Raw genomic sequence first — 24,387 nt, 5'->3', positions numbered from 1 at the left:
GTCGAACGCGGGTGAGCCAGGGCGCATCGCCGTGTGTGGCGTGCTGCGTGCTCGCGCGGGATACTGCCCGGGCCATGTCGTCCCGCCGTCTGCCCTCGATGTTGCTGTTGGTCTGCCTGCTGCTGGTGTCGCCGCTGCTGGCGGCGGCGCAGGACGCGCGCCTGGCGGCGGTGCTCGACGAGGCTGCGGCGTTGGCGCCGCTGCGTACGGTCATCGTCGCGCGAAACGGCACCGTGCTCGCCGAGCGCGGCTACCACGGCGCCTCGCCGGCGCGCCCGGCCAACATCAAGTCGGCGTCCAAGTCCGTGGTCTCGGCGCTGGTGGGCATCGCGATCGAGCGTGGTCTGCTCGAGGGCGTCGACCAGCCGATCGCGCCGCTGCTCGCCGATCGCCTGCCCGAGGCGCCGGATCCGCGGATGGCGCAGGTGACCATCGGCCATCTGCTGTCGATGCAGGCCGGGCTGCGGCCGACGTCCGGTCGCCAGTACGGCGCCTGGGTCGCCCAGCGCGACTGGGTGCGCGCCGCGCTGGCGCAGCCGTTCGTCGACGTGCCGGGCGGCGGCATGCTGTATTCGTCCGGATCGACCCATCTGCTGTCGGCGATCCTGGTACAGGTGTCGGGCAAGCCGACGCTGCAGCTCGCCCGCGAGTGGCTGGAACCGCAGGCCGGCTTTTCGATCGCGTCCTGGGACCGCGATCCGCAAGGGATCCACTTCGGCGGCAACCAGATGGCGATGACGCCGCGCTCGCTGCTCGCCTTCGGCGAGCTCTACCGCAACCACGGGCGCAGCGCAGCCGGCGCGCAACTGGTGCCGGGTACCTGGATCGCGCAGTCCTGGCAACCGCGCACGCGCTCGATCTACACCGGCGACGGCTATGGCTATGGCTGGTTCGCTCGGCGCGTCGGTGGGCACGAGGTGCGCTACGCCTGGGGCCATGGCGGGCAGATGCTGTTCATCGTGCCGACGCTGGCGCTGACCGTCGTCATGACCTCCGATGAGCGCACGCCGGCGGGATCCGGGCACCTGGCCGATCTGCTGGTGCTGCTGGAGCGCATCGTCGCGACACAGGCGGCCTGACTGCCAGCGTTGCATGGCTGCGACGATGCGTCGTGGCGCCGCGGCTTCCGTGGGCCGGGACCCGCGCCCATCGTGAGAGGCATTCCTCGCTTCCTGGTGCGTTCCATGGCCCCGCTGCCTGCGTTGTACGTCTCCCACGGCTCGCCGATGACCGCGCTGTCGCCCGGTCGGGTCGGCGTGCGGCTGGCCGAACTGGCGCGCGACCTGCCGCGGCCGCGCGCGATCGTCGTGGCGTCTGCGCACTGGCTGGCGGCGCGGCCGCAGGTCGGTGGCGCCGCGCAGCCGCAGACCGTCCACGACTTCGGCGGCTTCCCGGAGGCGCTGTATGCCCTGCGTTATCCGGCGCCAGGCGACCCCGCGCTCGCCCAGGACGTCGCTGCGCGCTTGGACGCGGCCGGGCTGCCCGCCCAGGTCGATCCGCAGCGCGGGCTCGATCATGGCGTCTGGGTGCCGCTGCGCCTGTTGCATCCCGAGGCCGATATCCCGGTGGTGCCGCTGTCGATCCAGCCCGCGCTCGGTCCGGCGCATGCGCTCGCGCTTGGACGCGCGCTGGCGCCGCTGCGCGCGCAAGGCGTGCTGGTGATCGGCTCGGGCAGCATCACCCACAACCTGCACGACTGGCGGGGCCGCGACGGCAGCGAGGCGCCGTACGTGCGGCCGTTCACCGACTGGATCGAAGCGCGGCTGCGCGCCGACGACCTGCCCGCGCTGCTCGACTATCGCCGGCAGGCGCCGTTCGCGGCGCAGGCGCATCCGACCGATGAGCACTTGCTGCCGCTGTTCGTGGCCACGGGCGCAGCCGGTGGCGACCGGCTCGGCGCGCGGCGTATCGAGGCCGGCATCGACATGGGGTTTCTGGCGATGGACCTCTACCGCTTCGACGGCGACGGCACGGCCTGAGGCGCAGCTGTGCGCCAGGCGCGCCAGGCGGCGCGGTCGTCGAAGTGCGTGGCGTAGTGCGACTGCACGTGCTGGCTGATCCAGGTCGACAGCCCGCGACCGGCCTGCGCAGCCGCGCACAGCGCCGCGAAGTGCCGAGCGCCGATGTCGCGGCGCGCGTAGACATAGACCGGGCCGTGCCCGAACTCGACGGCGATCGCGTCGCAGTCGATCGCATAGGCGGTGACGCCGCTGTCGCCGTGCCGGTTCGCATACTGCTGCAGCGCCGGCGCGGTCATCGTGCGGCTGCGAGGTGGGACATGGGCGAGCTCACGGTGCGCGGCAATCGGGGTGATGGCCCCCACCCAACCCTCCCCCGTGAACGGGGGAGGGCATGAGCGCATGCCGCGCGCGAGCATGGCGGCACGTGGTGCTTGTGTCCTCCCAACGCCGATGGACGCGTCGTGCGCTTGTCTCCTTCCCCCGCTGGCGGGGCATTGCGCCCTTCACGGGTGGAAGGCCGGGATGGGGCGAGCCCGGTATGCGCGGCGATCGGAGCGATGGGCCCCCACCTAACCTGTCCTAACGAACGAGGGAGGGCAGCCTGGGCATGCTCGGACGTCAGTGGCCAGCTCATGGGCCCAGCGTGGCGCGGGCCGTGTCGATGTCGCGTCGCTTGGCTTCACACCTACGCGCGGCGCGTCGGATGCGCGCCGGCGGGTGGGCTCAGGCCACGGCCGACTGCAGCGATGCGGTCGCGGCCTCGACGCTGGCGACGAGCTCCTGCTGGCGGAACGGCTTGCCCAGGATCGTCAGGCCCGGATCGAACTCGGCCATGCTCGTGTAACCCGAGACGATGACCACGGCCGTGCCCGGCAACCGGTCGCGTACAGTGCGGGCCAACTCGGCGCCGGTCATGCCGGGCATCAGGTGGTCGGTGACCAGAATGTCGGGGGCCAGCCCGCCCTCGAGCGCGGCCAGCGCCTCTTCGGCCGAGCTGGCTTCGATCACGCGGTAGCCCATGTCGTCGAGCGCGTCGGCGGTGCACATGCGCACGGCGTCTTCGTCGTCGACCACGAGCGCGGTACCGCGGTGTTCGTCTGTCGTGTTCACGTGATCGTCCTCGTTGCTGTCTGCATTCGCGGCCGCGCGGCGGGTGCCCACCGGCAGCCAGAGTTCCATCGTGGTGCCCCGTTGCGGGGCGCTGGCGATCGCCAGCCGGCCGCCGAGCTGCGAGGCCAGGCCATGCGCCATCGACAGGCCCAGGCCAGTGCCGCGGCCGATGCCCTTGGTCGAGAAGAACGGCTCGACGGCGCGCGCGCGCGTCGCCTCGTCCATGCCGTGACCGGTGTCGGCGACCGAGACGACGACGTAGTCGCCGGGCGGCAGGCCGTCGGCGTGCGTGTCGGCATCCATCCGCGCATTGCGTGCGCCGAGCGTGAGCACACCGCCATCGGGCATCGCGTCGCAGGCGTTGACGCTGAGGTTGAGCAGCGCCATCTCCAACTGGTTGGGGTCGGCGATCGCCGGTGCCAGGTCCTCGGCGATGTCGAGCACCAGTCGCACGCGCGGGCTGCTGGAGCTTGCGATCAGCTCCGCCATGCCCGCGACCAGCGGACCGACCTCCACATCCACCGGCTGCAGCGGCTGCCGCCTCGCGAAGGCCAGCAGGCGCTGCACCAGTGTGGCCGCGCGTTCGGCCGAGCGCTGCGCAACCGCAATCATGCGCGCACGACGTTCAGGCCGGGCATCCGGGTCACCGGCGAGCTCGAGGGCGGTGAAGATCGGTGTAAGCAGGTTGTTGAAATCGTGCGCGACGCCACCGGTCAGCTGGCCCATTGCTTCGAGCTTCTGCGACTGACGCAGCGCTTCTTCGGCGTTGCGTCGCTCGGTGGTATCGATCGCTTCGGGCACGACCGCGATGATCCGCCCGCCGGCGTCGCGGATCGGGCGGATCGACAGGTCGTGCACGCGCCGCCCGGACGCCAACTCGACCTCGATCTCGGCGCGCGCGGTGCCGCCGCGGGTGGCTTCGTTGAACAGGCCGCGGACGCGCTCGGACATCCCCGGCGTGGTGCTGAACCAGGACGTCTCCCACAGCGGCCGGCCGACGATGGCCTCGAACTCGACCCCGATCGCATCGAGCACGGTCTGGTTCGCATCGGTCAGTGTGCCGTCGGGCGTGCACATCGCCTGCAGCTGGTAGCTGGTCTCAAACAGCGTACGCAGCTGCGCCTGCGAACGCGCCAGCGCGTCGGCGGCGGCCTTGATGTCGGTGACATCGCGCGCGCTGCAATAGAAACGACCGCCTTCGGGCGTGGCCACCCACGACAGCGTGCGCACGCCGCCAGCGCGCGTGCGCCAGCGGTTCTCGAAGCGCAGCACGGGTTTGCCGGCGCGCAACGTGTCGAGCACGCTGCGGGTGACGTCTTGGTCGTCCGAGTCGACGAACGCCCACCAGGGCTGGCCGGCCAGTTCGTCGGCGCGCCAGCCCAACATCTGTCCCCACGCCGGGTTGGTCGTCTGCATGCAGCCGTCGGCATCGACGACCGCGAGCAGGTCGGGCGTGACCTGCCAGGTCAGCGAGCGTTCGCGCGCGCGCGCGACGACCTGCCGCTCCAGGTCGCTGTTGAGCGTGCGCAGTTCGGCCTCGCGCTCGCGCAGCGCCTCGTCGGCCAGCGCGCGTGCAGTCACGTCCACGCCCTGGACGAAAATTCCGATCACGCCGCGCTCGTCGGTGACCGGCTGATAGACGAAATCGAGGTAGCGCTCCACCGACGGCCCGCCCGGCGTGGCCTGGACGACGAAGCGGGCACCGCTGGCCGAGAATGCGCGGCCGGTCGCGTAGACATCGTCGAGCAGCGACTTGAAGCCTTGGTCGACCGCGTCGGGCAAGGCCTCGGCGACGGTGCGGCCGATCAGGTCGCGATCGCCGACCAGGCGTCGGTAGCCGGGATTGGCCAGCTCGAAGCGATGCTCGGGTCCGCGCAACAGGGCCATGAAGCTCGGCGCCTGATCGAACAGACGCCCCAGGCGCTCGGCCTCGGCGGCGAGCTGTCGCTGGGCGAGCACCTTCTGCGTGGTTTCGGTGGTGATGTTCAGAAAGCCCGGAATCTGTCCCTGCTCATCGCGCACCGGCGTATAGGCGAACGTCCAGTAGGTCTGTTCCGGGTAGCCGTGGCGCAGCATCGTCAGCGGCATGTCCTCGTGCGAGGTCGCCGTGCCGGACATCGCCTGCTCGATCAGCGGCAGGATGTCGTCCCAGACATCCGGCCAGATCCGCGCAATCGGCCGGCCCAGTGCGTCGGGCTCCTTGGCGCCGAGCATCGGGGCATAGGCGTCGTTGTAGAGGAACGTCAGCTCCGGGCCCCAGCTCAGGCACATCGCAAAGCGCGAATCGAGCATCAGCGCCACCGTGGTGCGCAGCGACTGCGGCCAGGTCTGCAGCGGCCCCAGCGGCGTCGTCGACCAGTCGAACGCAGCAATACGGCCCGCCATCACGCCGTGTGCGGGCAGAAAATCGATGCTGGTGGGACAGGCAGCGGGCGGGTTCAACAGCGGGACGCGCAGCTCGAGACGGGCCGCATCCTGCCATAGGTCCCAGTGGTGGGGGGATGATGACCGCAACCGGGCGTCGCACCGTGGCCCGCGGCCTCACCGACGCCGGCGTGCCCTCGGAGCGACATCGGTGGCCGGCCCCGCCTGCAAGCGGGCCTGCAGCGCGGCCGCATTGCCGGTGGCATGGCCGGCAGCGGTGTTGTCGAACACCACCCAGTGGCCGCTCGCCGGGCGCGCGTCGATGGCCGCGGCCAGCGAATCGAGGGCTGCCGCATCGTAGGCGCTGCGGTAGATCTGCGGTGTGCCGTGCCAGCGCCAATAGGCCACGGACGGGTCTCCGCCCGGCTGGGCATCGGCGCCATGCCGCGCCGGGTCCGCGGCCACGCGTGCCACGCCGTGCCGCTGCAGCAGTGCCTCGGCCCGCGGCGTCAGCCAGCTGGCATGCCGCACCTCGCAGGCCAGGCCGCCCGCCCAGCGCCGACGCAGCATTGCCAGGAACGTTGCGGCGCTGCGTGCGTCGAACGCCAGGCTGGGCGGCAGTTGCACCAGCAGGCAGCCGAGCCGCTCCCCCAGGCCGGTTGCCGCCTCGAGGAAGGCATCGAGCAGCGGACCGCAGCTGCGCAGCCGGTGCTCGTGGGTGATCGTGCGCGGCAGCTTCGCGCTGAAGCGGAAGCCCGCCGGCACGCTGGCCGCCCAGCGCTCGTAGGTCGTCCGCCGGTGCGGCCGATAGAACGAAGAATTGATCTCGACCAGGTCGAACCGCGTGGCATAGCGCGCCAGCATGCTGGCGCCGTCTTCGAACAGGGCGGCATCGCGCGAGGCGATCGACCAGCCGGCGCAGCCGATCCGCGGCGGGGGATGAGGTGGGCGGGCGGGGACCTGGGGCATGCCGCTGTCGTAGCAGGAGGCACCACCTGGCGACGTGAGACCGCGCGCATCCCCTGCGCACTTGTGGCACGAGTCGACGTGCGCGCTCACGGTGGCGCGGCGCCGGCGGCAGGACGCTGCGCCCTTCGATTCAAGCCGGAGCCTGCGATGTCACGCAAAGATCCGCCCGACGACGCCCCGATCCCCAGCCAGCCGCGCAGCTATCCGCACGGCAGCGGCGACCGCAACGCTTGGTCGCCGGTCGGCGACGACCGCATGCCGCGACGCGGCGGCGGCGCGCAGCGCATGCCCGATCCCGACCCCACCGGGCCCGATCACACCGATCCGGCGGCCGACGACGAGGCCACCGGTCCCTGAGCTGCCGCCAAGTGCGACGGGCGCGTCAGCGCTTGGGCGCGGGATAGGGCCGCTCGGCCAGCAGGCGCGCCAGGTGCGCGGCGTTGCTGGCGACCGTACGGATGGTCTCGTCGACCTTGTCGGGGATCGTGTCGAGATCCTTGAAGTCGGTACTGCCCATCGCCTCGCCGACCCAGTACGGCGGCGAACCGCCCGGCAGCGTGAATCCCACATCCGCCAGGCCCTGGTAGAGCTGGGAATGGACGAAGTGGGCGCCGTCCTCGTTGCCGACGACCGCGGCGATGGCGACCTTGCCGAAGGTCGGATAGACGCCGTCGTCATCGATCTCACCGAGCACCGCGTCCAGACGTTCGAGCACACGCTGGGCCAGGCTCGAGGGATGCCCCATCCAGATCGGCGTGGCCAGGACCAGGATCTGCGCCTCCATGATGCGGCGGCGCAGCTGCGGCCATTGGTCGCCGTCGCCCTCATCGGCGGTCACGCCCGGGCGCACGTCGAAGTCGGCCACGCGCGCGCTGTCGGTGCGCACGTCGTGCCGCGCGAGCGCGGCCAGTACGGCGTCGAGCATCTTTTGCGTCGAGGAGGGGGCGTCGCCCGACTTGAGCGTGCAGTTGAGGCCGAAGGCGGAGAGCGTCATGGCGGACTCGCAGGAGCGAAGAGGGCGCCACTGTCGGTGTCGGGCCGTACAGACCGCGTCGTGGGCTGCGATCCGCATGAACGCGCGCGGACCGTTGTCCAGGCAGGGCGACGGGATGCTTGCTGCGATGCAACATAATACGCGGTCGTCCTTGCCGGAGACCTGCGATGGCCAGCGCCTCGCCCGCGTCGCTGCCCAGCCGCGCCGCCACGCCGATCCTGTTCGCGCTCGCCCTGGGCGGATTTGCGATCGGCACCAGCGAATTCGCGATGATGGGCCTGATGCCCAACCTGGTGCGTGCGTTCGGCGTCAGCGAACCGGACGTCGGCCATCTGATCAGCAGCTATGCGCTCGGCGTGGTCGTCGGCGCGCCGTTGTTGGCGATCCTCGGTGCCCGCCTGCCGCGGCGCACCTTGCTGCTGGCGCTGATGGGCTTCTACGCCGTGGGCAACCTGGCCAGTGCACTGGCGCCCAACTACATGGCGATGCTGGTGGCGCGTTTCGTTGCCGGCCTGCCGCATGGCGCCTACTTCGGCACCGCGGTGCTGGTCGCCGCCTCGATCAGCCGGCCCGATCAGCGCGGCACGGCGGTCAGCCGGGTGCTGCTGGGATTGTCGATCGCGATCCTGGTCGGCAATCCGCTGGCGACCTGGCTCGGTCAGCTGTCGAGCTGGCGCTGGACGTTCGCACTGGTGGCGGCGATCGCGCTGATCACCGTGGTCCTGGTGGCGCGCTTCCTCGCGCCCGATCCGGTGGCGCCGGGGCAATCGCCGATGCGCGAGTTGCGCGCATTCAATCGGTCCCAGGTCTGGCTGGCACTGGCGATCGGTGCGATCGGATTTGCCGGCATGTTCTGCGTCTTCAGCTATCTGGCGCCGACCCTGATCGAGGTGACGGGCGTGGCCGAGACCTGGATCCCGGTGGCGCTGGCGGCGTTCGGCGTCGGCGCGATCATCGGCAACGTGGCCGGTGGCTGGCTGTTCGACCGGCTGCAGTTCCGTGCCGCGGCGGTGATCCTGGCGTGGTCGCTGCTGGTGCTGCTGCTGTTCCCGCTGGCGGCGCAGGCGACGTGGTCGATCCTGCCGGCCGTGGTCGCGCTCGGCACGATGGGCGCCCTGGCGCCGGTGCTCCAGACCCGGTTGATGGACGTGGCCGGTGATGCGCAGACGCTTGCAGCCGCATCCAACCATGCTGCGTTCAACACCGCCAATGCGCTCGGCCCATGGCTGGGCGGACTGGCGATCAGTGCGGGCCTGGGCTGGACCTCGACCGGATGGGTGGGCGCGGCGACAGCGACGGCCGGCCTGCTGATCTACGCCTGGGCGCGCCGCGACGAGCGGCGGCAACCGGTGCCGAGCGCAGGCTAGCGACACGCGCGCTGCGTGCTGTCTTCACGTCCGCGGCGCTGGCCGACGTCGACACTCGACGCCGACCCTCGACACGCGGAGTACCCGATGGCATCGCCCAGCAAGGCCGAAGAAGACGCGGCGACGATCGCGTCGCTGATCGACGATATCGACATCACGATGTTCACCACCGTCGCCCGCGACGGCGCGCTGGTCAGTCGGCCGCTGTCGACGCAGAAGGCGCAGTTCGACGGCGAGCGGATCTGGTTCTTCGTCGCCGCCGACAGTCCGAAGATCGACGAGATCGCGCGCAATCCCAACGTCAATCTGGCCTATGCCTCGCAGCGCCGCAATACCTACGTCTCGGTCTCGGGGCAGGCACGGGTCAGCGACGATCGCGCCAAGGTGGTGGCGTTCTGGAACGATGCGCTCAAGGCCTATTTCCCGGGCGGCATCGACGATCCGAATCTCGCCCTGGTCGAGGTCGAAGCCCACACCGCCGAGTACTGGGATGCGCCCGGCACGCTGATCGGCAAGGCGATCGCGTTCGCCACCGCGCGCGTGACCAAGCGCAAGGATGCGATGGGTGAGAACCGTATCGTCGACCTGCGCGGCGACCGCAAGACCTCTCGCCCGCCGCCGTCGCGCAAGACGCGCAGCCACCAGGCCCGGACAGCATCGAAGACGGCGTCCACGACGCGGGCCGCGGCCGGCAAGTCCGCGACCAACACCAGCGCGACGACGAAGACGGCCACGAAGAAGACTGCGACGAAGACAGCAGCCTCGAAGCAGGCCGCCACCAAGACGAGCGCGAAGAAGGCGACGGCCACCAAGACCACCGGCCGCACAGCCGCGGCCAAGGCGCCGGCGAAGCAGGCGGGCGGCACGTCCAAGCCTCGGACACGCTGAGCGGCCATCCGACCCGGGGGCTGCAGCGCGGCCGCAGCAGCGGCACACTGCACGCCCCCAACGCCGATCCGCCTGTTATGTCCCTGCCCGAGACCGAGTTCGACCCCGACGACAATTTCGCGTTCCTCGGCGATGGCCGTGCCGACGCCGAGGACGACCCGGATGCCGACCTCGAGGCGATCGCCTGGCAGTGGCTGCTGCTGATCAATCCGGGCGACGAGGAGGCGGCACGCCAGCAGTTCCTCGCCTGGCAGGACGCCTTGCCGCCCGACCCGGACGCCGATGCAGTACGCGACGCGCTGGGCGCGGTCACCGACTGGCAGTCGAGCTTCCGGATCGAGGAGGACGATCGTGTCGCGCTGATCGAGGTGCTGGTCGAGCTGGCCGCGCGTTTCTGCGTCGAGATCGATTGGGAGTTGGAAGACCCCACCGATGCCGATGCCCTGGCCGGGGTGCCGCCGTCGACGCTGCTCGGCGCGGCCTATGACCAGCTGCGGGTCGCCGGCTACACGCTGTGGACCTGGGAGACCGGCGACGACACGTTCGCCGGCGCGATCGCGCTGCGTGACGACGACGATGGCGTACGCACGATCGGCCACGCGCTGGGACTGGATCTGCGCCCCGGCGCCTGAACGCGCGGTCTGCACACCACCGTCGCCGATTCGGTGCTAGCGTCTCGGTTATCGTCAGCGCGTGGAGGGTGCGATGGACGAGATCGTCAGAGGTCGCGCGCAGCGGTGGGCCATGCCCATCGCGCTGCTCGCGCTGGCCTGCGGATTGCCGGCCTGGGCCGGCGACGGTGCCGCCGCGGCGCAGACTGACGTCGTCGCCACGTTGGCCGTCGAACCGCAACCGTGGGCGCAGCCGATCGGCGAGTCCTGGCCGATCCGGCGCGCCTCGTCGCTGAAAGCCGAGTATCGCCGCATCCGCGCACTGCGGATCGAGCAGATGCAGCCCGAGTACGAGCGCCGTAGCGCGCAGGCCGGCCCGGATGCGGCCCAGGCCTGGCGTGACGCCACGTTGCGCGACATCGCCCGGCAGGACCTGCGCGACCTGCGCGCCCGACTGGACCGCTGAAGCGGCCGCCTGCGCTGCGATCAGCGCGGCGCGGCGGCGACGTTGGGATCGGCGCCGTCGACCGCCGCCTGCGCATCGGCACGTGCCTGCGCATCCGGTGACAGACCCGCGTCGCGCGGATTGTGGCCGGGCGCGAGCGCTAGCTCGACGAGGATCGGGAAATGGTCCGAGCCGATCGCCGGCAACCGGCGCATGCACACCAGGGTGAAGTGCCGGCTGTGGAACAAATGATCGAGTGGCCAGCGCAGCCCCGGCAGGCGTGCGTGGAAGGTGTTGTACATGCCGCGCCCGATGCGGGGATCGAGCAGGCCACTGACCTTGCGGAACAGACGCGTGGTCCGGGACCACGCCACATCGTTGAGGTCGCCAGCGACGATCACAGGATGTTCGGCCTCACGCGCGGCGCGCCCGACCAGCACCAGCTCGGCGTCGCGGTCCTGCGAGCTGTCGGCTTCGGTCGGACTCGGCGGGCGTGGGTGCAGGGCATGCAGGACGACCCGCTGCCCGTCGTCGAGCTCGAGCGTGGCGTGCATCGACGGGATGTCGTCCTCGACCAGATAGCGCACCTTGGCATCGTGCAGCGGCAGGCGCGTGTACAGATGCATGCCGTACAGGTTGTCCAGTGGGCAGCGCAGCGCATGCGGCAACAGGTCCTGTAGACCGTCGAGCGCGCGCTCCCAGTGCCGGTCGGTCTCCACCGCGATCAGCACATCGGGGCGGTGCTCGCGCACCAGCGCCACGAGCGGTGCGGTGTCGCGGTTGTGCATCAGCACATTGCTGGCGAGCAGGCGGATGCGCGGGTGCGCATCGGCGGGGGCGTCGGCGACCTCCGGCCGCCGCAGCCGGGTGTAGGGGACGATCCACCAGGCCTGCCAGAGCACGCAGCCGGCATTGACGACGACGATCGCGGTGGTCCACGCATCGTCGATCGGCTGCAGCACCATCTGCGCCGCCAGCACGGCGATCGACAGCACGAGCAGTTGCAGACGCGGGAAGTCGAAACCGCGGATCCACCACGCGCCACTGCGGATGGTGGGCATCAGGGTGGCGATCGCCAGTACCATCGTGGCGATCGCGAAGACGGGGGTCAGCATGGATGGGCCGGCGGGAGGGAGGCCGGACTATCCGCGATGCCGACCCGCGCCGATGTGAATGCGGCGCGGGCCGGTGATGCAAGGCAGGACGAGGCCCTCGCGGAGGACCTCAGCGCGTGTCCGCGTCGCCCTGTGACGAGGGCCCGCCACCGCGCTGCGCGCTGGAGGCCAAGTCGCCGGTGCCGTGGCCGGTGTCATGCTGGCGTGCAGCGGTCGACAGCGGCCCTGCCGCGCCGGGGCCGGCCGCGGGCGGCACGTAGGTCGACGTGCCGGTCGAGGTGGCACTGCCCGACGCATCGCTGCCCGAGGTGGCCGACGCCGTGTCACTTCCGGGTTGCCAGCGTCCTGCGTCACGCACGCGGATACGGTTCTCGACGTCCTTGACCCCCGCGCAGCCTTCGGCGATGTCCTCAATGCGGTGCTTGGTCCAGCGCTGTTCGACGTGGCCTTCGAGCGTCACGACGCCGTCGTGGACCCGCACCGAGACCTCACGTGCATCGATCTCGTCGCTGTGGGTGAGCCGTTCGCAGATGTCCTCGGTGATCCGCGCATCGGAACGGACGTAGCCCTTCGGGCCGACGCCGCGCCAGCCGCGTCCCGGCGCGCGACCGGCATCGCCGCGCGGTGTCGCACGGCCAACCCGACCTTCGCGGTCGTAGGCGCCGAAATGCGCAAAATCGGGCGCCCCGCCCAGGTGGTCGACGTCGTTGAACCAGTGCGGGCTGCGGTGGCCCCAGTCCGACAGGCGGTCGTCGCCGTCGCGCAGGTCGCCGCGGCTGCCGCCCGCACCGTAGGCGCGGCCGCTGCCCGCCCGGTCGTCATCGGGATGCTGGCCGCGTGCGAACTGGGCATAGGGCGCGCCCGCGCCGTAGCCTTCGCCAGCGTGGTCACGCGCATCGTGGCGGCCGCGCGGGCCCTGCTGGCGGCGCCAGGCGTGCTGCTGGGCCACGGCCGGATCGCCATAACCGGGTTCCCCGCGGTCGTCGCCGCGATAGGGCGCGTCGCGATAGGCGCGGCGTCCCCCGTGCGGGCCGGGGGCGTGGCGATCCTCGTCGCCGTCTCGGGATGCCATCTGGTCTCTCCTCTCGCTCAGCCAGCGCCTGCCGGCGTCGATGTAGCGCGCACCCGTGGCCAGCAGCTCTTCGCCGAAGGCCTTCATTTCCGAGGTGCCGGGGGTGTCGTCTTTACGGTCGTGCATCGCGGTCTCCTCGCCGATGGGCGGCGATGGCGGCGGCGCACCGTGTGCGGTGCCCGTGGAACGGCCGTGTGGACACCCCATGAGGATGCGCCGCCCACCTGGGCGGCCGGCCGTGCGGCATCTCCTCAAGATCGGGAGCGCCCGACGCTGCGGTGGCGCGGGCGTCGGGGCGATGCCGTCACGCGACGGTGCGCGCGGGCGCGTTCGCGACGCGTCAAATTCCCGCGGCGATTCCGTGGCGCGACGGCAATCGCCGCGCCGCGCTCAGCGGCCGAGTGCGGCCATGCCCGCCTGCGGGTAGCGCGTCCCGGCGGCGGCATCGGGCGGGAAGATCGCGTCGATGCGCGCCAGATCGTCGTCGGTCAGCCCGATGGCGAGCGCGGCGATGTTCTCATCCAGGAATTCCAGGCGCTTGGTGCCGGGGATCGGCACGATGTCCTCGCCCTGCGCCAGGACCCAGGCCAGCGCGAGCTGGCCGGGGGTGACGCCGTAGTCCTGCGCGATCGCCTGCACCTGTTCGACCAGGACGAGGTTGCGGTCGAAGTTCTCGCCCTGGAAGCGCGGCGAGTGGCGTCGGTAGTCGTCCGCCTCGAAGTCGTCGGGGGTGCGGATCGTGCCGGTCAGAAAACCGCGGCCCAGCGGCGAATAGGCGACGAAGCCCACGCCCAGTTCGCGACAGGCGGCCAGCGTGCCGGTGGTCTCGGGGTCGCGCGACCACAGCGAGTACTCGCTCTGCAGCGCGGTGATCGGATGCACCGCGCAGGCGCGACGCAGGGTCTGCGCCGAGGCCTCCGACAGGCCCAGGTGGCGAACCTTGCCCTGCTCGACCAACCGCGCCATCGCGCCGACGGTGTCTTCGATCGGCACCATCGGATCGACACGGTGCTGGTAGTACAGATCGATCGTCTCGATGCCCAGCCGCGACAGGCTCGCCTCGCAGGCGGCGATCACGTACTCGGGCCGCCCGTCGACGCTGCGCGCCTGCGGGTCGTCCGGGTTGAGCCGGATGCCGAACTTGGTCGCCACGAACGCGTCGTCGCGGCGGGCCTGCAATGCACGGCCGACCAGCGATTCGTTGGTATGCGGGCCGTACATGTCGGCGGTGTCGAGCAGGGTGATGCCCTGATCCAGCGCGTGGTGGATGACGCGGATGGCGTCGGCGTCGCTTTCGCGGCCGCCGTAGAACGCGCTCATGCCCATGCAGCCCAGGCCGAGCGCCGAGACGGCGGGGCCGCCGAGGCCGAGTTGACGGGTCTTCATGCTGTGGCTCCAGGGTCGGGGGAAGAGGGAGGCGGGGCGGCCGCGGCTTCGCGTGCGGCCTCGCCCTCGCGGTCGGCGGCGGTCACCGTCTCGGCGCCGGGCGAGCGGGTGTCGGCATGGTCGGGCGCAGGCGTCGGCTGTGCGGCGCGCGTCCGATGCGCGCCGACGTCCTCGACGTCGTTGCGCAGCCGCGGCAGCGCTTCTGGGTGATGGGCGGCGAGGAATGCCAGCATGCCTTCACGGACCGCGCAGCGCAGGTCGAACAGCTCGCCCGAGTTGCGCGCGCTCACCAGCAGGCGAACCTCGATCGTGTGCTTGTCGGTCTCGGTGACCTGGGTCACGCATACGCGGCGGTCCCAGCGTGGATCGGCTTCGCACAGCCGCTGCAGTTCGGCGCGGATCGCCGCGATCGGCGCACGGTGGTCGAGCCACAGGAACGCGGTGCCGAGCAACTGCGCGCTGGTGCGTGTCCAGTTCTGGAACGGGTTGGAGATGAACCACTGCAGCGGCACCACCAGGCGGCGCTCGTCCCAGATCCGCACCACCACATAGGTCGAGGTGATCTCCTCGATGCGTCCCCATTCGCCCTCGACGATGACCACGTCGTCGAGCCGGATCGGCTGGGCCAGGGCGATCTGCAGGCCGGCAATCAGGTTGCCGAACACCGGCTGGGCGGCGATGCCCGCGACCAGGCCGATGATACCGGCCGAGGCCAGGAGTGCAGCGCCGACCTGGCGTACCTGCGGAAAGGTGATCAGCGCCAGCGCCACGCCGACCAGGATCACCGTGCCCTGCACGACGCGGCTGATGACGCGGGTCTGGGTCTGGATGCGCCGCGCAGCGAGGTTGTCCTCGACATCGACCGGGTGCTCGCGCAGGATGCGCGCCTCGACTGCACCCACCACGCGCGCCAGCAGCCAGGTCAGGCACAGCATGCCGCCGATCCCGAGCCCGTGGCGCAGCGACCGCACTAGGTCGGGATCGAGGGGCGTGGAGTTCAGCGCGATCGCCAGGAACAGCAGCGGCAATGCGACCGCGGCCGGAGTCGCCACCACCTGCGCGATGCGTGCGCGCAGGTGATCCTGCGCATGGCGGCGCGCGGTGCGGCGCAGTGCGCGCAACGCCCAGTGCACGATCAGGCCGAGCAGCAACGCCGCCGCCAGCGGCCAGGCCACGGCGGCCAGGTAGTGCCAGTCCAGCGTCATCTTGCCTCCGCGTCGGAACGGGAAAGCGGCGATCCTGCCCGAGCACCGGTCGATGGCATGTGGAGCGCGCGGCGCTTGGCCGGCGCACCTCATCTGCGCTTCAGCCGCGGCGTCGCATCCGGTGCAGCAACGCGATCACCAGCCACAGCCCAACCACGATGTAGGGCACGCAACTGGGCACCCACATCAACAGCCCGGCCAGTTGCTGGTCGCGCAGCGGGTCGAGGCCGATCAGCAGGGCGCGGTCGGTGTAGACCGGGTACAGCAGCCGCGGTGCGAAGGTCAACAGCGCGCCGATAAAGCCCATCTGCATCATCACCGCCACCAGCGCGACGAGTCCGCCGACGGCACCGGCATCGGGTGCGCGCAGCCGCCGCCACACCGCCGCCCAGAACCACAGCCCGGCGATCAGGAAGCTGGCGTGCATCGCCCGGTGCAGCGTTGGATCGGCAAGCGCGGCCGAGGTCGCGCTCGGCAAGTGCCATAGCCACATCGTCGCGCCATGCACCACGGCCGCCGGCGCGAGCGCGGTGGCCAGCGACGACAGCGGTCGATGCAGGCCACGGTGCAGACGCGCGGACCAGTGTCTTGGCAGCGCGGATGCGGCGATCGCGAACGGTCGACCCGCGAGCACCAGCGGCGGTGCCAGGGCGAGCAGGGTCATGTGCTGGGCCACGTGCGCCGACAGTGCGTAGGCGGCGAACGCGTCCAGCGGCCAGACCATCGCCAGTGCCAATGCGAGCACGCCGGCTGCGAATGCACCGGCTTCGCCGCGCGACACGCCACGGCCGACGCCGGCGCCACGCCACAGCCGCGCAAGTCCGCGTGCATACAGGCCTGCCAGTGCGAGCAGCGGCAGCAGCGTCCACGGCGACAGCGTCCATGCGCTGGCGAGCGTGGGCGGTGGCCCCTCGGGCACGGCGGCGAGCGCCGACGTGGCAGCGCAGACGGCAAGCAGGATCAGGCAGCGTTGAATCAAGTGCGACATCGCCGGCAAGCCTAGCAGCGGCCAAGTCGCGATGGCGGCGGCAGCGGCCCACCATCGATGCGGTGCCGGCCGTCGCCCACGTGGGCTTGATCGGAGATGTCCTAGGCTGCGTGGATCCCCGTCCCGGAGTCGCCGGTGTACTTCTGGCTCAAGGTGCTGCACATCCTCGCGATGACGGTCTGGTTCTCCGGGCTGTTCTTCCTGCCGCGCTTGTTCGTGGCGCGGCACCGGCGCGAGATCGATGCCGAGCCCGCGTTCTGGAATCCGGTGACCAATACGCTGTTCTTCCGCGTCATGACGCCGGCCGCGCTGGTGACGATCGTCGCCGGCGGCGTGCTGATCGCGTTCGGGCCCAGTGGGGCGTGGCTGGTACTCAAGCTGGTGGTCGTCGCCGCAGCGGTGCTGCTGCACCTGTATTTCGGCCTGCTGCTGTACGAGCTGGGCCAGGACCGCGACCACCACGGGCCGACGTTCTACCGTGCGATCGGTTGGGTGCCGCTGGTGTTGCTGTTGTCGATCGCCGCGCTGACCGGCGCCAAGCCGCGCACGATCGGCGATCTGCCGCCACCGCCGCAGGCGTCGGCGCCGTCCCACTGACGGCGATATACGGGCGTCGAAGCGCGGCTCGATTCAAGCGGACGTCGCCATCGACAACGCCCGCTACCCTGCGCCTTGATGCAGTGCGCCCCGATGTGGGGCGCACCGGTGCCCGTCACTGGACGGTGTCGGCCTGCAGCAGGCGACCGATCTGCGTATGCGACGGCGAACTGGCCAGATCGAGCGGCATCACCAGCTTGGGATTGGGATGCGGGATCGCGCGGGCAGGCGTCTCGGCCGAGGCTTCCTCGAGCAGGGCGCCGGCATCGTCCACGCTGGCGGTGATCGGCAGCACCGACAGGCCCAGCCGATCGCGCACGGTGTTGGCGCGTTCGCGCAATGCGGCGTCGGCCGGCGCGCCCTGCAGCGGCGGGGTCGCCGCCTTCGGATCGGTCTGCAGGTGGGTGCGGATGGCCGCCAGTGCCTGCTGGCGCTGCGGATGCAGCAGCCCCCAGACCTCTTCGAGCAGCGCCTTGGCATCGATCTTGGGGAACGGCAGATGCGTCGGCCCGGTCATCACGATGCGCGGTGCGAGCCGCCCCACCGGCTGTGCATCGCATTCGGCGAGGGCGCGATAGACGACCTCGCTGCAGATCATATGGCTCGGATTGTCCTGGATCAGGTGGTCGAGCGCTTCGCGCACGACGATGCGCGCCAGCCAGTTCTGCGGCCACTTGCCACGAACCGCGACGACCACGCCCAGAAACGCCAGCGCATCGACCGGATAGGGAATGCCGATCATCGACTCGGCCTTGTCCAGCACGCGCTTGCGGTCGGCCTCGTCGAGCGCACTGCCGTCGTGCGCCAGCGGACGGTAGGCGTCGATCAGCACGATCTCGGTGGTGTCGACCAGCCGCTTCGCCAGCGGATACCGGCGCACACCCGAGGCGGCCGCCTCGATCAGATCGCCCTGGTCGGCCACGATCGCGGCATGGCTGTAGATACTGTCGCCGCACCAGGCGATCAGTGTGGAGAGCTGACCGCTGCTGAGCATCAGCAGGATGTCGCCGGGCAACAGGTCCTGCTCGGTGGCCGGCGGCGGTGTCGATGTGTCGAGGGTCTGGGTCATGCGCGAGCGTCCATGTGGGCGGTGGGAAGGGAAACGGGAGGTGGGGCGATGCTGACGCGGTCGCGGCCGTTGGCCTTGCTGATGTACAGCGCGGCATCGGCGCGTGCGAGCAGGGTCGCCATCGATTCGCCGGGCACGAACTGCGCCACGCCGATGCTGAGCGACAGCGACACCGTCTGCTCGCCGGCCGACAGCGGATGGGTGCGCACGGCCATGCAGATCGCCTGCGCCGTCGCTCCCGCCTGCGCGAGCGTGGCCCCGGGCAGGACGGCCAACAACTCGTCGCCGCCGTAGCGGCCCAGTGCATCGCGATCATGCAGGCGGTTGCGGGCGCGGGCGGCGACGATGCGCAGGCATTCGTCGCCCAGCGCATGGCCGTGCTGGTCGTTGATGGCCTTGAAGCGGTCGAGATCGATGAACGCGACCGACAGCGGCGCCGCGCTGCCTTCGGCCTGTGCGATCTCCTGCGCCAGGCGCTGCTCGATCGCGCTGCGACTCGACAATCCGGTCAAGCCGTCGAACATTGCCAGGCGGCTGGCGCGGTCGCGGTCGCGGCGCATCTCGACCATCGCATCGGCCAGGCCCAGCGTCAGCAACAGGCCGGAGGTGGCCAGGCCCAGATCCATGCCGCTGCCCACCCACGCCGGCGCGTTCCAGGCGCCCATCAGTTCGAGTGTGCGCAGGATGCAAAAGCCCAGCAGCGGCAGCCAGGCGATCGACAGGATCCGGGCCTCGCGCTGGCCGCGCCAGGCCTGGGCCCATGCGACCAGCAGCAGGATCACCGATGACACCATCAGCCCGAGATTGCCCAGATAGGACAGCAACCGGCTGTCGAACAGCGCATGACCGCAGGCGATTGCGGCCATCGCCGCCGCACAGACGCGCAGCACGATCGCGATCCGCGGCAGATGGCGATCCACGTCGAGATAGCGCGCCTGGAACAGGATCGCGAACAGGCCACCGAGCGAGGCCAGCACGCGCTGCGGCTGCAGCGATTCGCCGAATGCCGCCTCCAGCAGCGGGATGTCGCGAGCCTCGCCGCCCAGCACCAGCAGGTAGGTCAACACGCAGGTCAGATTCGCGGCGAAGTACAGGTGCGCGCGCTCGCGCAGGCGCAACCAGAACGCGGCGGCCAGCAACAGCAGCACCGTCGTCGCGCCCAGGCTGAAGGCGCGCCGGTAGGCGTAGTGCAGGTCCTCGCGCTGCACCTGCGCCAGGGGCGCGATGTCGACGTGCATCGGGATCGACCCGTTGGCGATGACCCGCAGCCACACCGTCTGGCCGGCGCGCAGGCCATCGGGCAGGTCGATGACCAGCGCGCGCGGCGAATAGCGGTCGTCGGCATGCGCGCCGTAGACCCCGTGCCGCGAGGGCGTGTCCGCACCTGGCGGCCACGCCTCGATCTGGTTGAGGAAGGGCGTGTACAGCAGCAGCTTGGGTGCCTCGTCGGCCGGAAAATCCATCCGGCTGGTGAGCTTCCACCACACGCCGCCGCGTTCGCGCTCGAACAACATGTCCGGTCGGCTGGGCCGCAGCGGGCCGGCCGTGTCCGCCGGCGGCGCATCGGCGCTCGCCGTTGCATCGTCCAGGCGCTGCAGTGTCCAGGCCTGCGCATACGTCGCGGTCGCGCACGCCCATAGCAAGGCCGCCGCCGCCCAACGAGCCACCATCCCCATGCCTGTGCCGCGTGCTCTCCCCGAGAGCGTGCAGAATATCGCAGGCCCCGGGCCGGCGCAGGGCACGGCGCCCGGCGGGGTTGCTCAGCCGCATTCAGCCTTCGCGTGACCGGGCATCGGTCGTGCGTGCCGCATGCCAGGCCACATGGGCCGGCATCGCCCGACGTGGTCACTCCGCTGGCGGGGTCTTCTCCAGGTCGCGGCCTTTCGGCGTGTCCGCCTCCTCGTCGCCGTAGACCCCGACGCCGTGGCGAAAGCTCAGCGTGCCACCGAGCCAACCGGCGACCGCCACCAGCAGCGCCATCACCGCCGATGACAACAGGCCCCAGGGCCAGACCGCGGCCACGGGGTCGGGCAGGCGCAACCACACGCCGAGCGCGGCCATCGCCAGCACCATGACCGCGACGATGAAGTGGTTCCAGGCCGAGACGTGCCGCCGCACCACGCGGATCGACATCATGTCCATCGTGCCGACGATCCCGGCCAACACGCCAAAGCCCAGCCCGCCGACATTGAGCCAGAACGCCAACTCCGCCCAGAACGGCACGCGCAGCCACAGGTACAGACCGTCGGCGACGACGACCATCGACAGGAACGCGATCGGGAACGTCACCAGCATTGGATGGATCGGGTGCTTGGCGATCGCCACCACGCTCTCGACGGTGTGGCTCTGGGTCTTGGGGACGGGTTGTTTCAGGTCCTTGCGCATCAGGGTCTCGTTGGGCGCGTCAGGCGCAGGTGGGCAGCAGCGCGATCGGCAGCGCGGTGAACACGACCCCGATGGCCGCAACCAGCGCGACGAGCACGGTCAGCAGGGGCAGGAACTGGCGGCGGTCACCCGGTGGACGGGTCGGTGCGGCGGCCTGACGTGCGCGCCAGGCCGCGCGGCCCGACCACGCGATGCCCAGCAGCGCGAGCAGTGTCACGCCCCACAGCGCCCAGCTCATGGCCTCGAGCCCCGCGACCGGCGTGCGGCCCAGCCCGCGCGCGCAGGCCAGCCCCTGCAAGCTGTAGACGACGACGAAATGCAGCGCCCAGACCGCGAGCGGCGCGGCCATGCGGGTCAGGCCCAGACGTCCCTCGGGCCGGCTCATAGCCACCTCGGGAACAGGTGCAGCACCCCCCAGGCGACCACGCCCTGGCCCACCGCATAGCGCCAGAAGCCGGCGGCCACGCGCGACTCCAGGCTGCGCACCGCGTCCACATGGCCGCGGTGGATGCGCAGCGCGACGAAGCCACCGATCAGCATCGCCACAACGATGTGCACCGCATGGAAGCCGGTCAGCGTCCACACCACCGAGGCGTAGGCGTGGACCTGCGGCGCGCCGGTCGACTGCCAGATCGTCGGCAGGTGCAGCGCGAGGAAGGCCGCGCCGGCGACAAGGGCGACCCCATGCCAGGCGACCGCGGCCCCGCGCCGCCCGGCGCGCAGCGCGCGCGGCGCGGCCCATGCCGACAGCAGCGGCACCGTCAGCGCCGCGAGCGCGGCGAGCGTCGGCGCCCAGGCCGCCAGGTGTGCGCCCCCGGCCGGCCACGCCGGCGCGTTGAGCCACAGGTAGAAGTACGCGAACACCAGCGACGCGAACAGCGAGCCATCGATCAGCAATGTCGCCACCAGCGCCCACCAGCCCGGCGCATTGCGTGCCGCCGCCTGCGTCGGCAGGGTCAGGCCGGGTGCGACCTCGATCGACGCCGGCGCGTGGCGGTCACCGGTGGTCCAGGCCCAGACCAGAAACAGGCCGATCAGCGGCACCAGCATCAGCACCGACAGCCAGTACTGCGAGGTGATGAAGCCGGTCAGCAACACGCCGATCGACAGCGCCGCCAGCAGCGGCCACCAGGTCGAGGTCGAGACCCGGATCACCTGCTCGGGGCGCGCCGATTGAATGCCCGTGCCGAGAATCTCGCGGCGGCCGTCGTGCGCCTCGCCGAGCAGGCCGTCGGTGCGCGTCACCTCATCGGCGATCTGCGGACGGTGCCACAGCGGGTAGCGGTCGCCGACCTCGGGCACCGAGGCGACGTTGTACGCCGGCACCGGTCGCGGCAGCGCCCATTCCAGCGTGCCGGCCTGCCAGGGATTGGCCTCGGCGCGGCGACCGAGCACGAAGCACAGCGCCACATCGATCAGGATCGCGATGACCCCGACCGCCAGCACGAAGCCGGCCGCGGTCGACACCAGATTCAGCCAGTGCACGCCCAGCTCCATCGCATAGCTGTCGACGCGCCGCGGCAGCCCGACCAGGCCGGTCAGGTGCATCGGCAGGAACGTCAGGTTCATGCCGATGAACACCAGCCAGAAGCCGCTGCGGCTCAGCGATTCGGACGGCATGCGCCCGCTCGCGAGCGGCAGCCAGTAGTAGAGCCCGGCGAACATCGGGAACATCAGCCCGCCGATCAGCACGTAGTGCAGGTGCGCGACGACGAAGTGGGTATCGTGCGCCTGCCAGTCGAACGGCACGAAGGCCAGCATCACCCCGGTCAGCCCGCCGCAGACGAACACCACGAAGAAGCCGACGATGTGCAGCATCGGCACCCGCAGCCACGGCTTGCCCGACCACAGCGTGGCGATCCACGCAAAGACCTGGATGCCGGTCGGGATGGCCACCATCATGCTCGCCGCGCTGAAGAACGCCAGCGCCAGCAACGGGATGCCGACCGCGAACATGTGGTGCACCCACAGCCCGAAACTCAGAAAGCCTGTCGCCACCAGCGCCAGCACGATCCAGGTGTAGCCCACGATCGGGCGGCGGGCGAAGGTCGGCACCACCATCGACACCACGCCGGCGGCTGGCAGGAAGATGATGTAGACCTCGGGATGGCCGAACAGCCAGAACAGGTGCTGCCACAGCAATGGGTCACCGCCGCGCGCGACCTCGAAGAACGCAAAGTCGAACGCGCGCTGGATCTCGAGCAGCAGGCTGGCCAGGATCAGCGGCGGGAAGCCGAACGCGATCATGAAGGCGGTCACCAGCACCGCCCAGGCGAACACCGGCATGCGGGTCAGGTCCATGCCCGGTGCGCGCGTGATCAGGATCGCCACGATCAGCTCCACCGCTGCGGTGACCGCCGCGATCTCGGCGAACGTCACGCCGATCAGCCAGAAATCCGCGCCCTTGCCCGGCGAGTAGGTCGCATCGGTCAGCGGCGTGTACATGAACCAGCCGCCATCGGGCACGCTGCCGAACAGGAAGCTCGAATACAGGAACAGCCCGCCGAACAGATAGCACCACCAGCCGAATGCCGAGAGGCGCGGGAACGGCAGGTCGCGCGACCCGAGCATCTTCGGGATCAGGTACATCGCGAAGCCTTCCATGATCGGCACCGCGAACAGGAACATCATCGTCGTGCCGTGCATGGTCACGAACTGCGCGTAGCGCTCGGGGTCGAGCACCTGCAGGCCGGGCCAGGCCAGTTGCAGCCGGATGAACATCGACAGCATCCCGCCGATCAGCAGGAACGCAAAGCCGGTGACGATGAAGCGCATCGCGATCGTCGAATGGTTGACCGCGGTCAGTTGGCCGACCAGCCCGCGCCGGTTCGACCACACGCGCTCGAGCAGCGCCAGGCGCTCGGCGTGGCGCAGGCGGTCGCCCGGTGAAGGCAGTACCGGATCGGGTCCCAGGCCACCGCTCACAGCACGTTCTCCGAGGCGCGATGGCGCGGCGGTGCGCGGCCGGCCGGCGCCTGCGCCGATGGCGGCTCGTCGGCTCGCGGCGCGGGCTGTTCGGCCAGCCAGCCGGGCAGGGCGTCGACGTCCATCACGCGCACCGGGAACAGCATGCGCGCGTGTTCCAGGCCGCAGAACTCCGCGCACTGGCCGCGCATCGCCACCGCGGCATCGGCGCGCAGGCGCAAGACGTTGACGCGGCCGGGGATCGCATCGATCTTGCCGCCGAGTCTTGGAATCCAGAAGCTGTGGATCACATCCTCGCTGGTGATGCGGAACTCGACCATCCGGCCGAGCGGCATCGCCAGCGCGTCGACACTCTCGCCCAGCACCGCGTCATCGCGGTCGCGATAGCGGAAATGCCATTGCCATTGCCGGGCGGTCACTTCGACCACCATGTCCGGCTCGACGCCGACCCCGGTCACGCGCGCGCTGGTCAGGCTGCCGTAGACCAGCAGCGCCGTCAGCACGAGCGTCGGCAGCACCAGACCGCCCCAGACCACCAGGCGTTCGGGCCGCCGCAGCGCCTGACCAGCTTCGCGGCGGCGCAGCGCACGCCACAGCAGCGCGAGCACGAGCGCCCAGACCAGAGTGAATGCGCCGGCCATCAGCCACCAGCCGAAGGCGATCTGCGCCGCAGCCGGGCCGGCGGGGTCGAGTGCCGATTGCGGACCGGCGCAGGCGGCCAGCCCGAAGCCAGTCAGCGCGAGACCGGCCAGCGCGGCGATGCGGGCGCACATGCGCCGTGGTTGTCGGTTCCGATGCTCGATGATGCCGCCCCTGGATGCACACGCCGCGGATCGTGTCGATCGACAGACCCGCGCTGCACGCTAGCGGCCAGCACGGCCACGCGATGTGAATGCGCGTGTATCAGGCCCCGGCAGCGCGGCAAGGTTGACGGCT

At 70.8% G+C, this 24,387-nt stretch carries 21 protein-coding genes and 2 pseudogenes; 8 read left to right on the top strand and 15 right to left on the bottom strand.

Annotation, left to right across the window (positions count from 1 at the left end; genetic code table 11):
• Positions 1 to 74 precede the first annotated feature (74 nt).
• Positions 75 to 1,079 carry a serine hydrolase gene (locus tag FHW73_RS01120; protein ID WP_221187385.1) on the top strand — a complete coding sequence of 335 codons (1,005 nt, stop codon included), beginning with the start codon at positions 75 to 77 and terminating at the stop codon, positions 1,077 to 1,079.
• 105 nt (positions 1,080 to 1,184) lie between these two features.
• Complete coding sequence (locus tag FHW73_RS01115) at positions 1,185 to 1,979, top strand: class III extradiol ring-cleavage dioxygenase (protein ID WP_183424866.1); 795 nt, start codon at positions 1,185 to 1,187, stop codon at positions 1,977 to 1,979.
• Positions 1,980 to 2,029: 50 nt separating this feature from the next.
• On the opposite strand, the pseudogene FHW73_RS01110 reads toward FHW73_RS01115, so the two are convergent.
• The 3 genes and pseudogenes from FHW73_RS01110 to FHW73_RS01100 form a co-directional block, all read right to left on the bottom strand.
• Positions 2,030 to 2,242, bottom strand: a pseudogene (locus FHW73_RS01110) (hypothetical protein); the annotation flags it as partial.
• A gap of 442 nt (positions 2,243 to 2,684) precedes the next feature.
• Positions 2,685 to 5,456 carry a PAS domain-containing protein gene (locus tag FHW73_RS01105; protein WP_183424865.1) on the bottom strand — a complete coding sequence of 924 codons (2,772 nt, stop codon included), beginning with the start codon at positions 5,454 to 5,456 and terminating at the stop codon, positions 2,685 to 2,687.
• 156 nt (positions 5,457 to 5,612) lie between these two features.
• Complete coding sequence (locus FHW73_RS01100; RefSeq protein WP_183424864.1) at positions 5,613 to 6,404, bottom strand: DUF72 domain-containing protein; 792 nt, start codon at positions 6,402 to 6,404, stop codon at positions 5,613 to 5,615.
• Positions 6,405 to 6,551: 147 nt separating this feature from the next.
• Here FHW73_RS01100 and FHW73_RS01095 point away from each other — a divergent pair, with 147 nt between their 5' ends.
• Entirely contained in the window at positions 6,552 to 6,761 is a 210-nt protein-coding gene (locus tag FHW73_RS01095; RefSeq protein ID WP_183424863.1) for a hypothetical protein, read from the top strand.
• 25 nt (positions 6,762 to 6,786) lie between these two features.
• Here FHW73_RS01095 and FHW73_RS01090 read toward each other — a convergent pair whose 3' ends face one another.
• Positions 6,787 to 7,398, bottom strand: a complete 612-nt coding sequence (locus FHW73_RS01090; protein ID WP_183424862.1) for an NAD(P)H-dependent oxidoreductase — start codon at positions 7,396 to 7,398, stop codon at positions 6,787 to 6,789.
• A 167-nt stretch (positions 7,399 to 7,565) separates the two neighbouring features.
• Between FHW73_RS01090 and FHW73_RS01085 the strand changes: the two genes are divergently transcribed.
• The 4 genes and pseudogenes from FHW73_RS01085 to FHW73_RS01070 all read left to right on the top strand — a co-directional run bounded on the left by FHW73_RS01085 (position 7,566) and on the right by FHW73_RS01070 (position 10,730).
• Positions 7,566 to 8,765: an MFS transporter gene (locus tag FHW73_RS01085; protein WP_183424861.1), complete on the top strand. Its 1,200-nt coding sequence runs from the start codon at positions 7,566 to 7,568 to the stop codon at positions 8,763 to 8,765.
• Positions 8,766 to 8,852: 87 nt separating this feature from the next.
• A pseudogene (locus tag FHW73_RS17385) lies at positions 8,853 to 9,356 on the top strand (pyridoxamine 5'-phosphate oxidase family protein); the annotation flags it as partial.
• 374 nt (positions 9,357 to 9,730) lie between these two features.
• Positions 9,731 to 10,285: a hypothetical protein gene (locus tag FHW73_RS01075; RefSeq protein ID WP_183424859.1), complete on the top strand. Its 555-nt coding sequence runs from the start codon at positions 9,731 to 9,733 to the stop codon at positions 10,283 to 10,285.
• A gap of 112 nt (positions 10,286 to 10,397) precedes the next feature.
• Positions 10,398 to 10,730, top strand: a complete 333-nt coding sequence (locus FHW73_RS01070; protein WP_183424858.1) for a hypothetical protein — start codon at positions 10,398 to 10,400, stop codon at positions 10,728 to 10,730.
• Positions 10,731 to 10,750: 20 nt separating this feature from the next.
• Here FHW73_RS01070 and FHW73_RS01065 read toward each other — a convergent pair whose 3' ends face one another.
• The 5 genes from FHW73_RS01065 to FHW73_RS01045 form a co-directional block, all read right to left on the bottom strand.
• The gene (locus FHW73_RS01065; protein ID WP_183424857.1) at positions 10,751 to 11,824 is read right to left on the bottom strand and encodes an endonuclease/exonuclease/phosphatase family protein; all 1,074 of its coding nucleotides are present in this window, start codon (positions 11,822 to 11,824) and stop codon (positions 10,751 to 10,753) included.
• A gap of 109 nt (positions 11,825 to 11,933) precedes the next feature.
• The gene (locus FHW73_RS17320) at positions 11,934 to 13,022 is read right to left on the bottom strand and encodes a BON domain-containing protein (RefSeq protein ID WP_221187384.1); all 1,089 of its coding nucleotides are present in this window, start codon (positions 13,020 to 13,022) and stop codon (positions 11,934 to 11,936) included.
• 264 nt (positions 13,023 to 13,286) lie between these two features.
• Positions 13,287 to 14,282, bottom strand: coding sequence for an aldo/keto reductase (locus FHW73_RS01055; RefSeq protein WP_183424856.1), 996 nt, complete (start codon positions 14,280 to 14,282; stop codon positions 13,287 to 13,289).
• On the bottom strand, positions 14,279 to 15,487 hold the full coding sequence (locus FHW73_RS01050; RefSeq protein ID WP_183424855.1) for a mechanosensitive ion channel domain-containing protein: 1,209 nt from the start codon (positions 15,485 to 15,487) through the stop codon (positions 14,279 to 14,281). The genes FHW73_RS01055 and FHW73_RS01050 overlap by 4 nt, the downstream gene beginning before the upstream one ends.
• A gap of 100 nt (positions 15,488 to 15,587) precedes the next feature.
• Positions 15,588 to 16,475 (bottom strand): cytochrome c oxidase assembly protein, encoded by an 888-nt coding sequence (locus FHW73_RS01045; RefSeq protein WP_221187383.1) that lies wholly within the window; start codon positions 16,473 to 16,475, stop codon positions 15,588 to 15,590.
• A gap of 135 nt (positions 16,476 to 16,610) precedes the next feature.
• Here FHW73_RS01045 and FHW73_RS01040 point away from each other — a divergent pair, with 135 nt between their 5' ends.
• Positions 16,611 to 17,072: a CopD family protein gene (locus FHW73_RS01040; RefSeq protein ID WP_345776127.1), complete on the top strand. Its 462-nt coding sequence runs from the start codon at positions 16,611 to 16,613 to the stop codon at positions 17,070 to 17,072.
• Positions 17,073 to 17,187: 115 nt separating this feature from the next.
• Here the strand turns inward: FHW73_RS01040 and FHW73_RS01035 are convergent, their stop codons facing one another.
• From FHW73_RS01035 to FHW73_RS01010, 6 genes are all read right to left on the bottom strand, one after another.
• A complete protein-coding gene (locus tag FHW73_RS01035) occupies positions 17,188 to 18,141 on the bottom strand; it encodes a hypothetical protein (RefSeq protein ID WP_255492536.1) in 954 nt (317 codons plus the stop codon).
• The gene (locus FHW73_RS01030) at positions 18,138 to 19,808 is read right to left on the bottom strand and encodes a diguanylate cyclase (protein ID WP_221187382.1); all 1,671 of its coding nucleotides are present in this window, start codon (positions 19,806 to 19,808) and stop codon (positions 18,138 to 18,140) included. The genes FHW73_RS01035 and FHW73_RS01030 overlap by 4 nt, the downstream gene beginning before the upstream one ends.
• Before the next feature lie 178 nt (positions 19,809 to 19,986).
• On the bottom strand, positions 19,987 to 20,526 hold the full coding sequence (locus tag FHW73_RS01025; protein WP_183424853.1) for a DUF2231 domain-containing protein: 540 nt from the start codon (positions 20,524 to 20,526) through the stop codon (positions 19,987 to 19,989).
• 19 nt (positions 20,527 to 20,545) lie between these two features.
• Positions 20,546 to 20,911: a hypothetical protein gene (locus tag FHW73_RS01020; protein ID WP_183424852.1), complete on the bottom strand. Its 366-nt coding sequence runs from the start codon at positions 20,909 to 20,911 to the stop codon at positions 20,546 to 20,548.
• Positions 20,908 to 23,451 (bottom strand): cytochrome c oxidase subunit I, encoded by a 2,544-nt coding sequence (ctaD, locus tag FHW73_RS01015; protein ID WP_345776126.1) that lies wholly within the window; start codon positions 23,449 to 23,451, stop codon positions 20,908 to 20,910. The genes FHW73_RS01020 and ctaD overlap by 4 nt, the downstream gene beginning before the upstream one ends.
• On the bottom strand, positions 23,448 to 24,224 hold the full coding sequence (locus FHW73_RS01010; protein ID WP_183424851.1) for a cytochrome c oxidase subunit II: 777 nt from the start codon (positions 24,222 to 24,224) through the stop codon (positions 23,448 to 23,450). The genes ctaD and FHW73_RS01010 overlap by 4 nt, the downstream gene beginning before the upstream one ends.
• Between the last annotated feature and the right edge of the window lie 163 nt (positions 24,225 to 24,387).

It is taken from the genome of Luteimonas sp. RC10, from assembly GCF_014192745.1.
In the GTDB taxonomy this organism is placed as follows: Bacteria; Pseudomonadota; Gammaproteobacteria; order Xanthomonadales; family Xanthomonadaceae; genus Luteimonas.
Note: the sequence above shows the minus strand (reverse complement) of the source record. Positions and strands in the feature narration are given on the sequence as shown.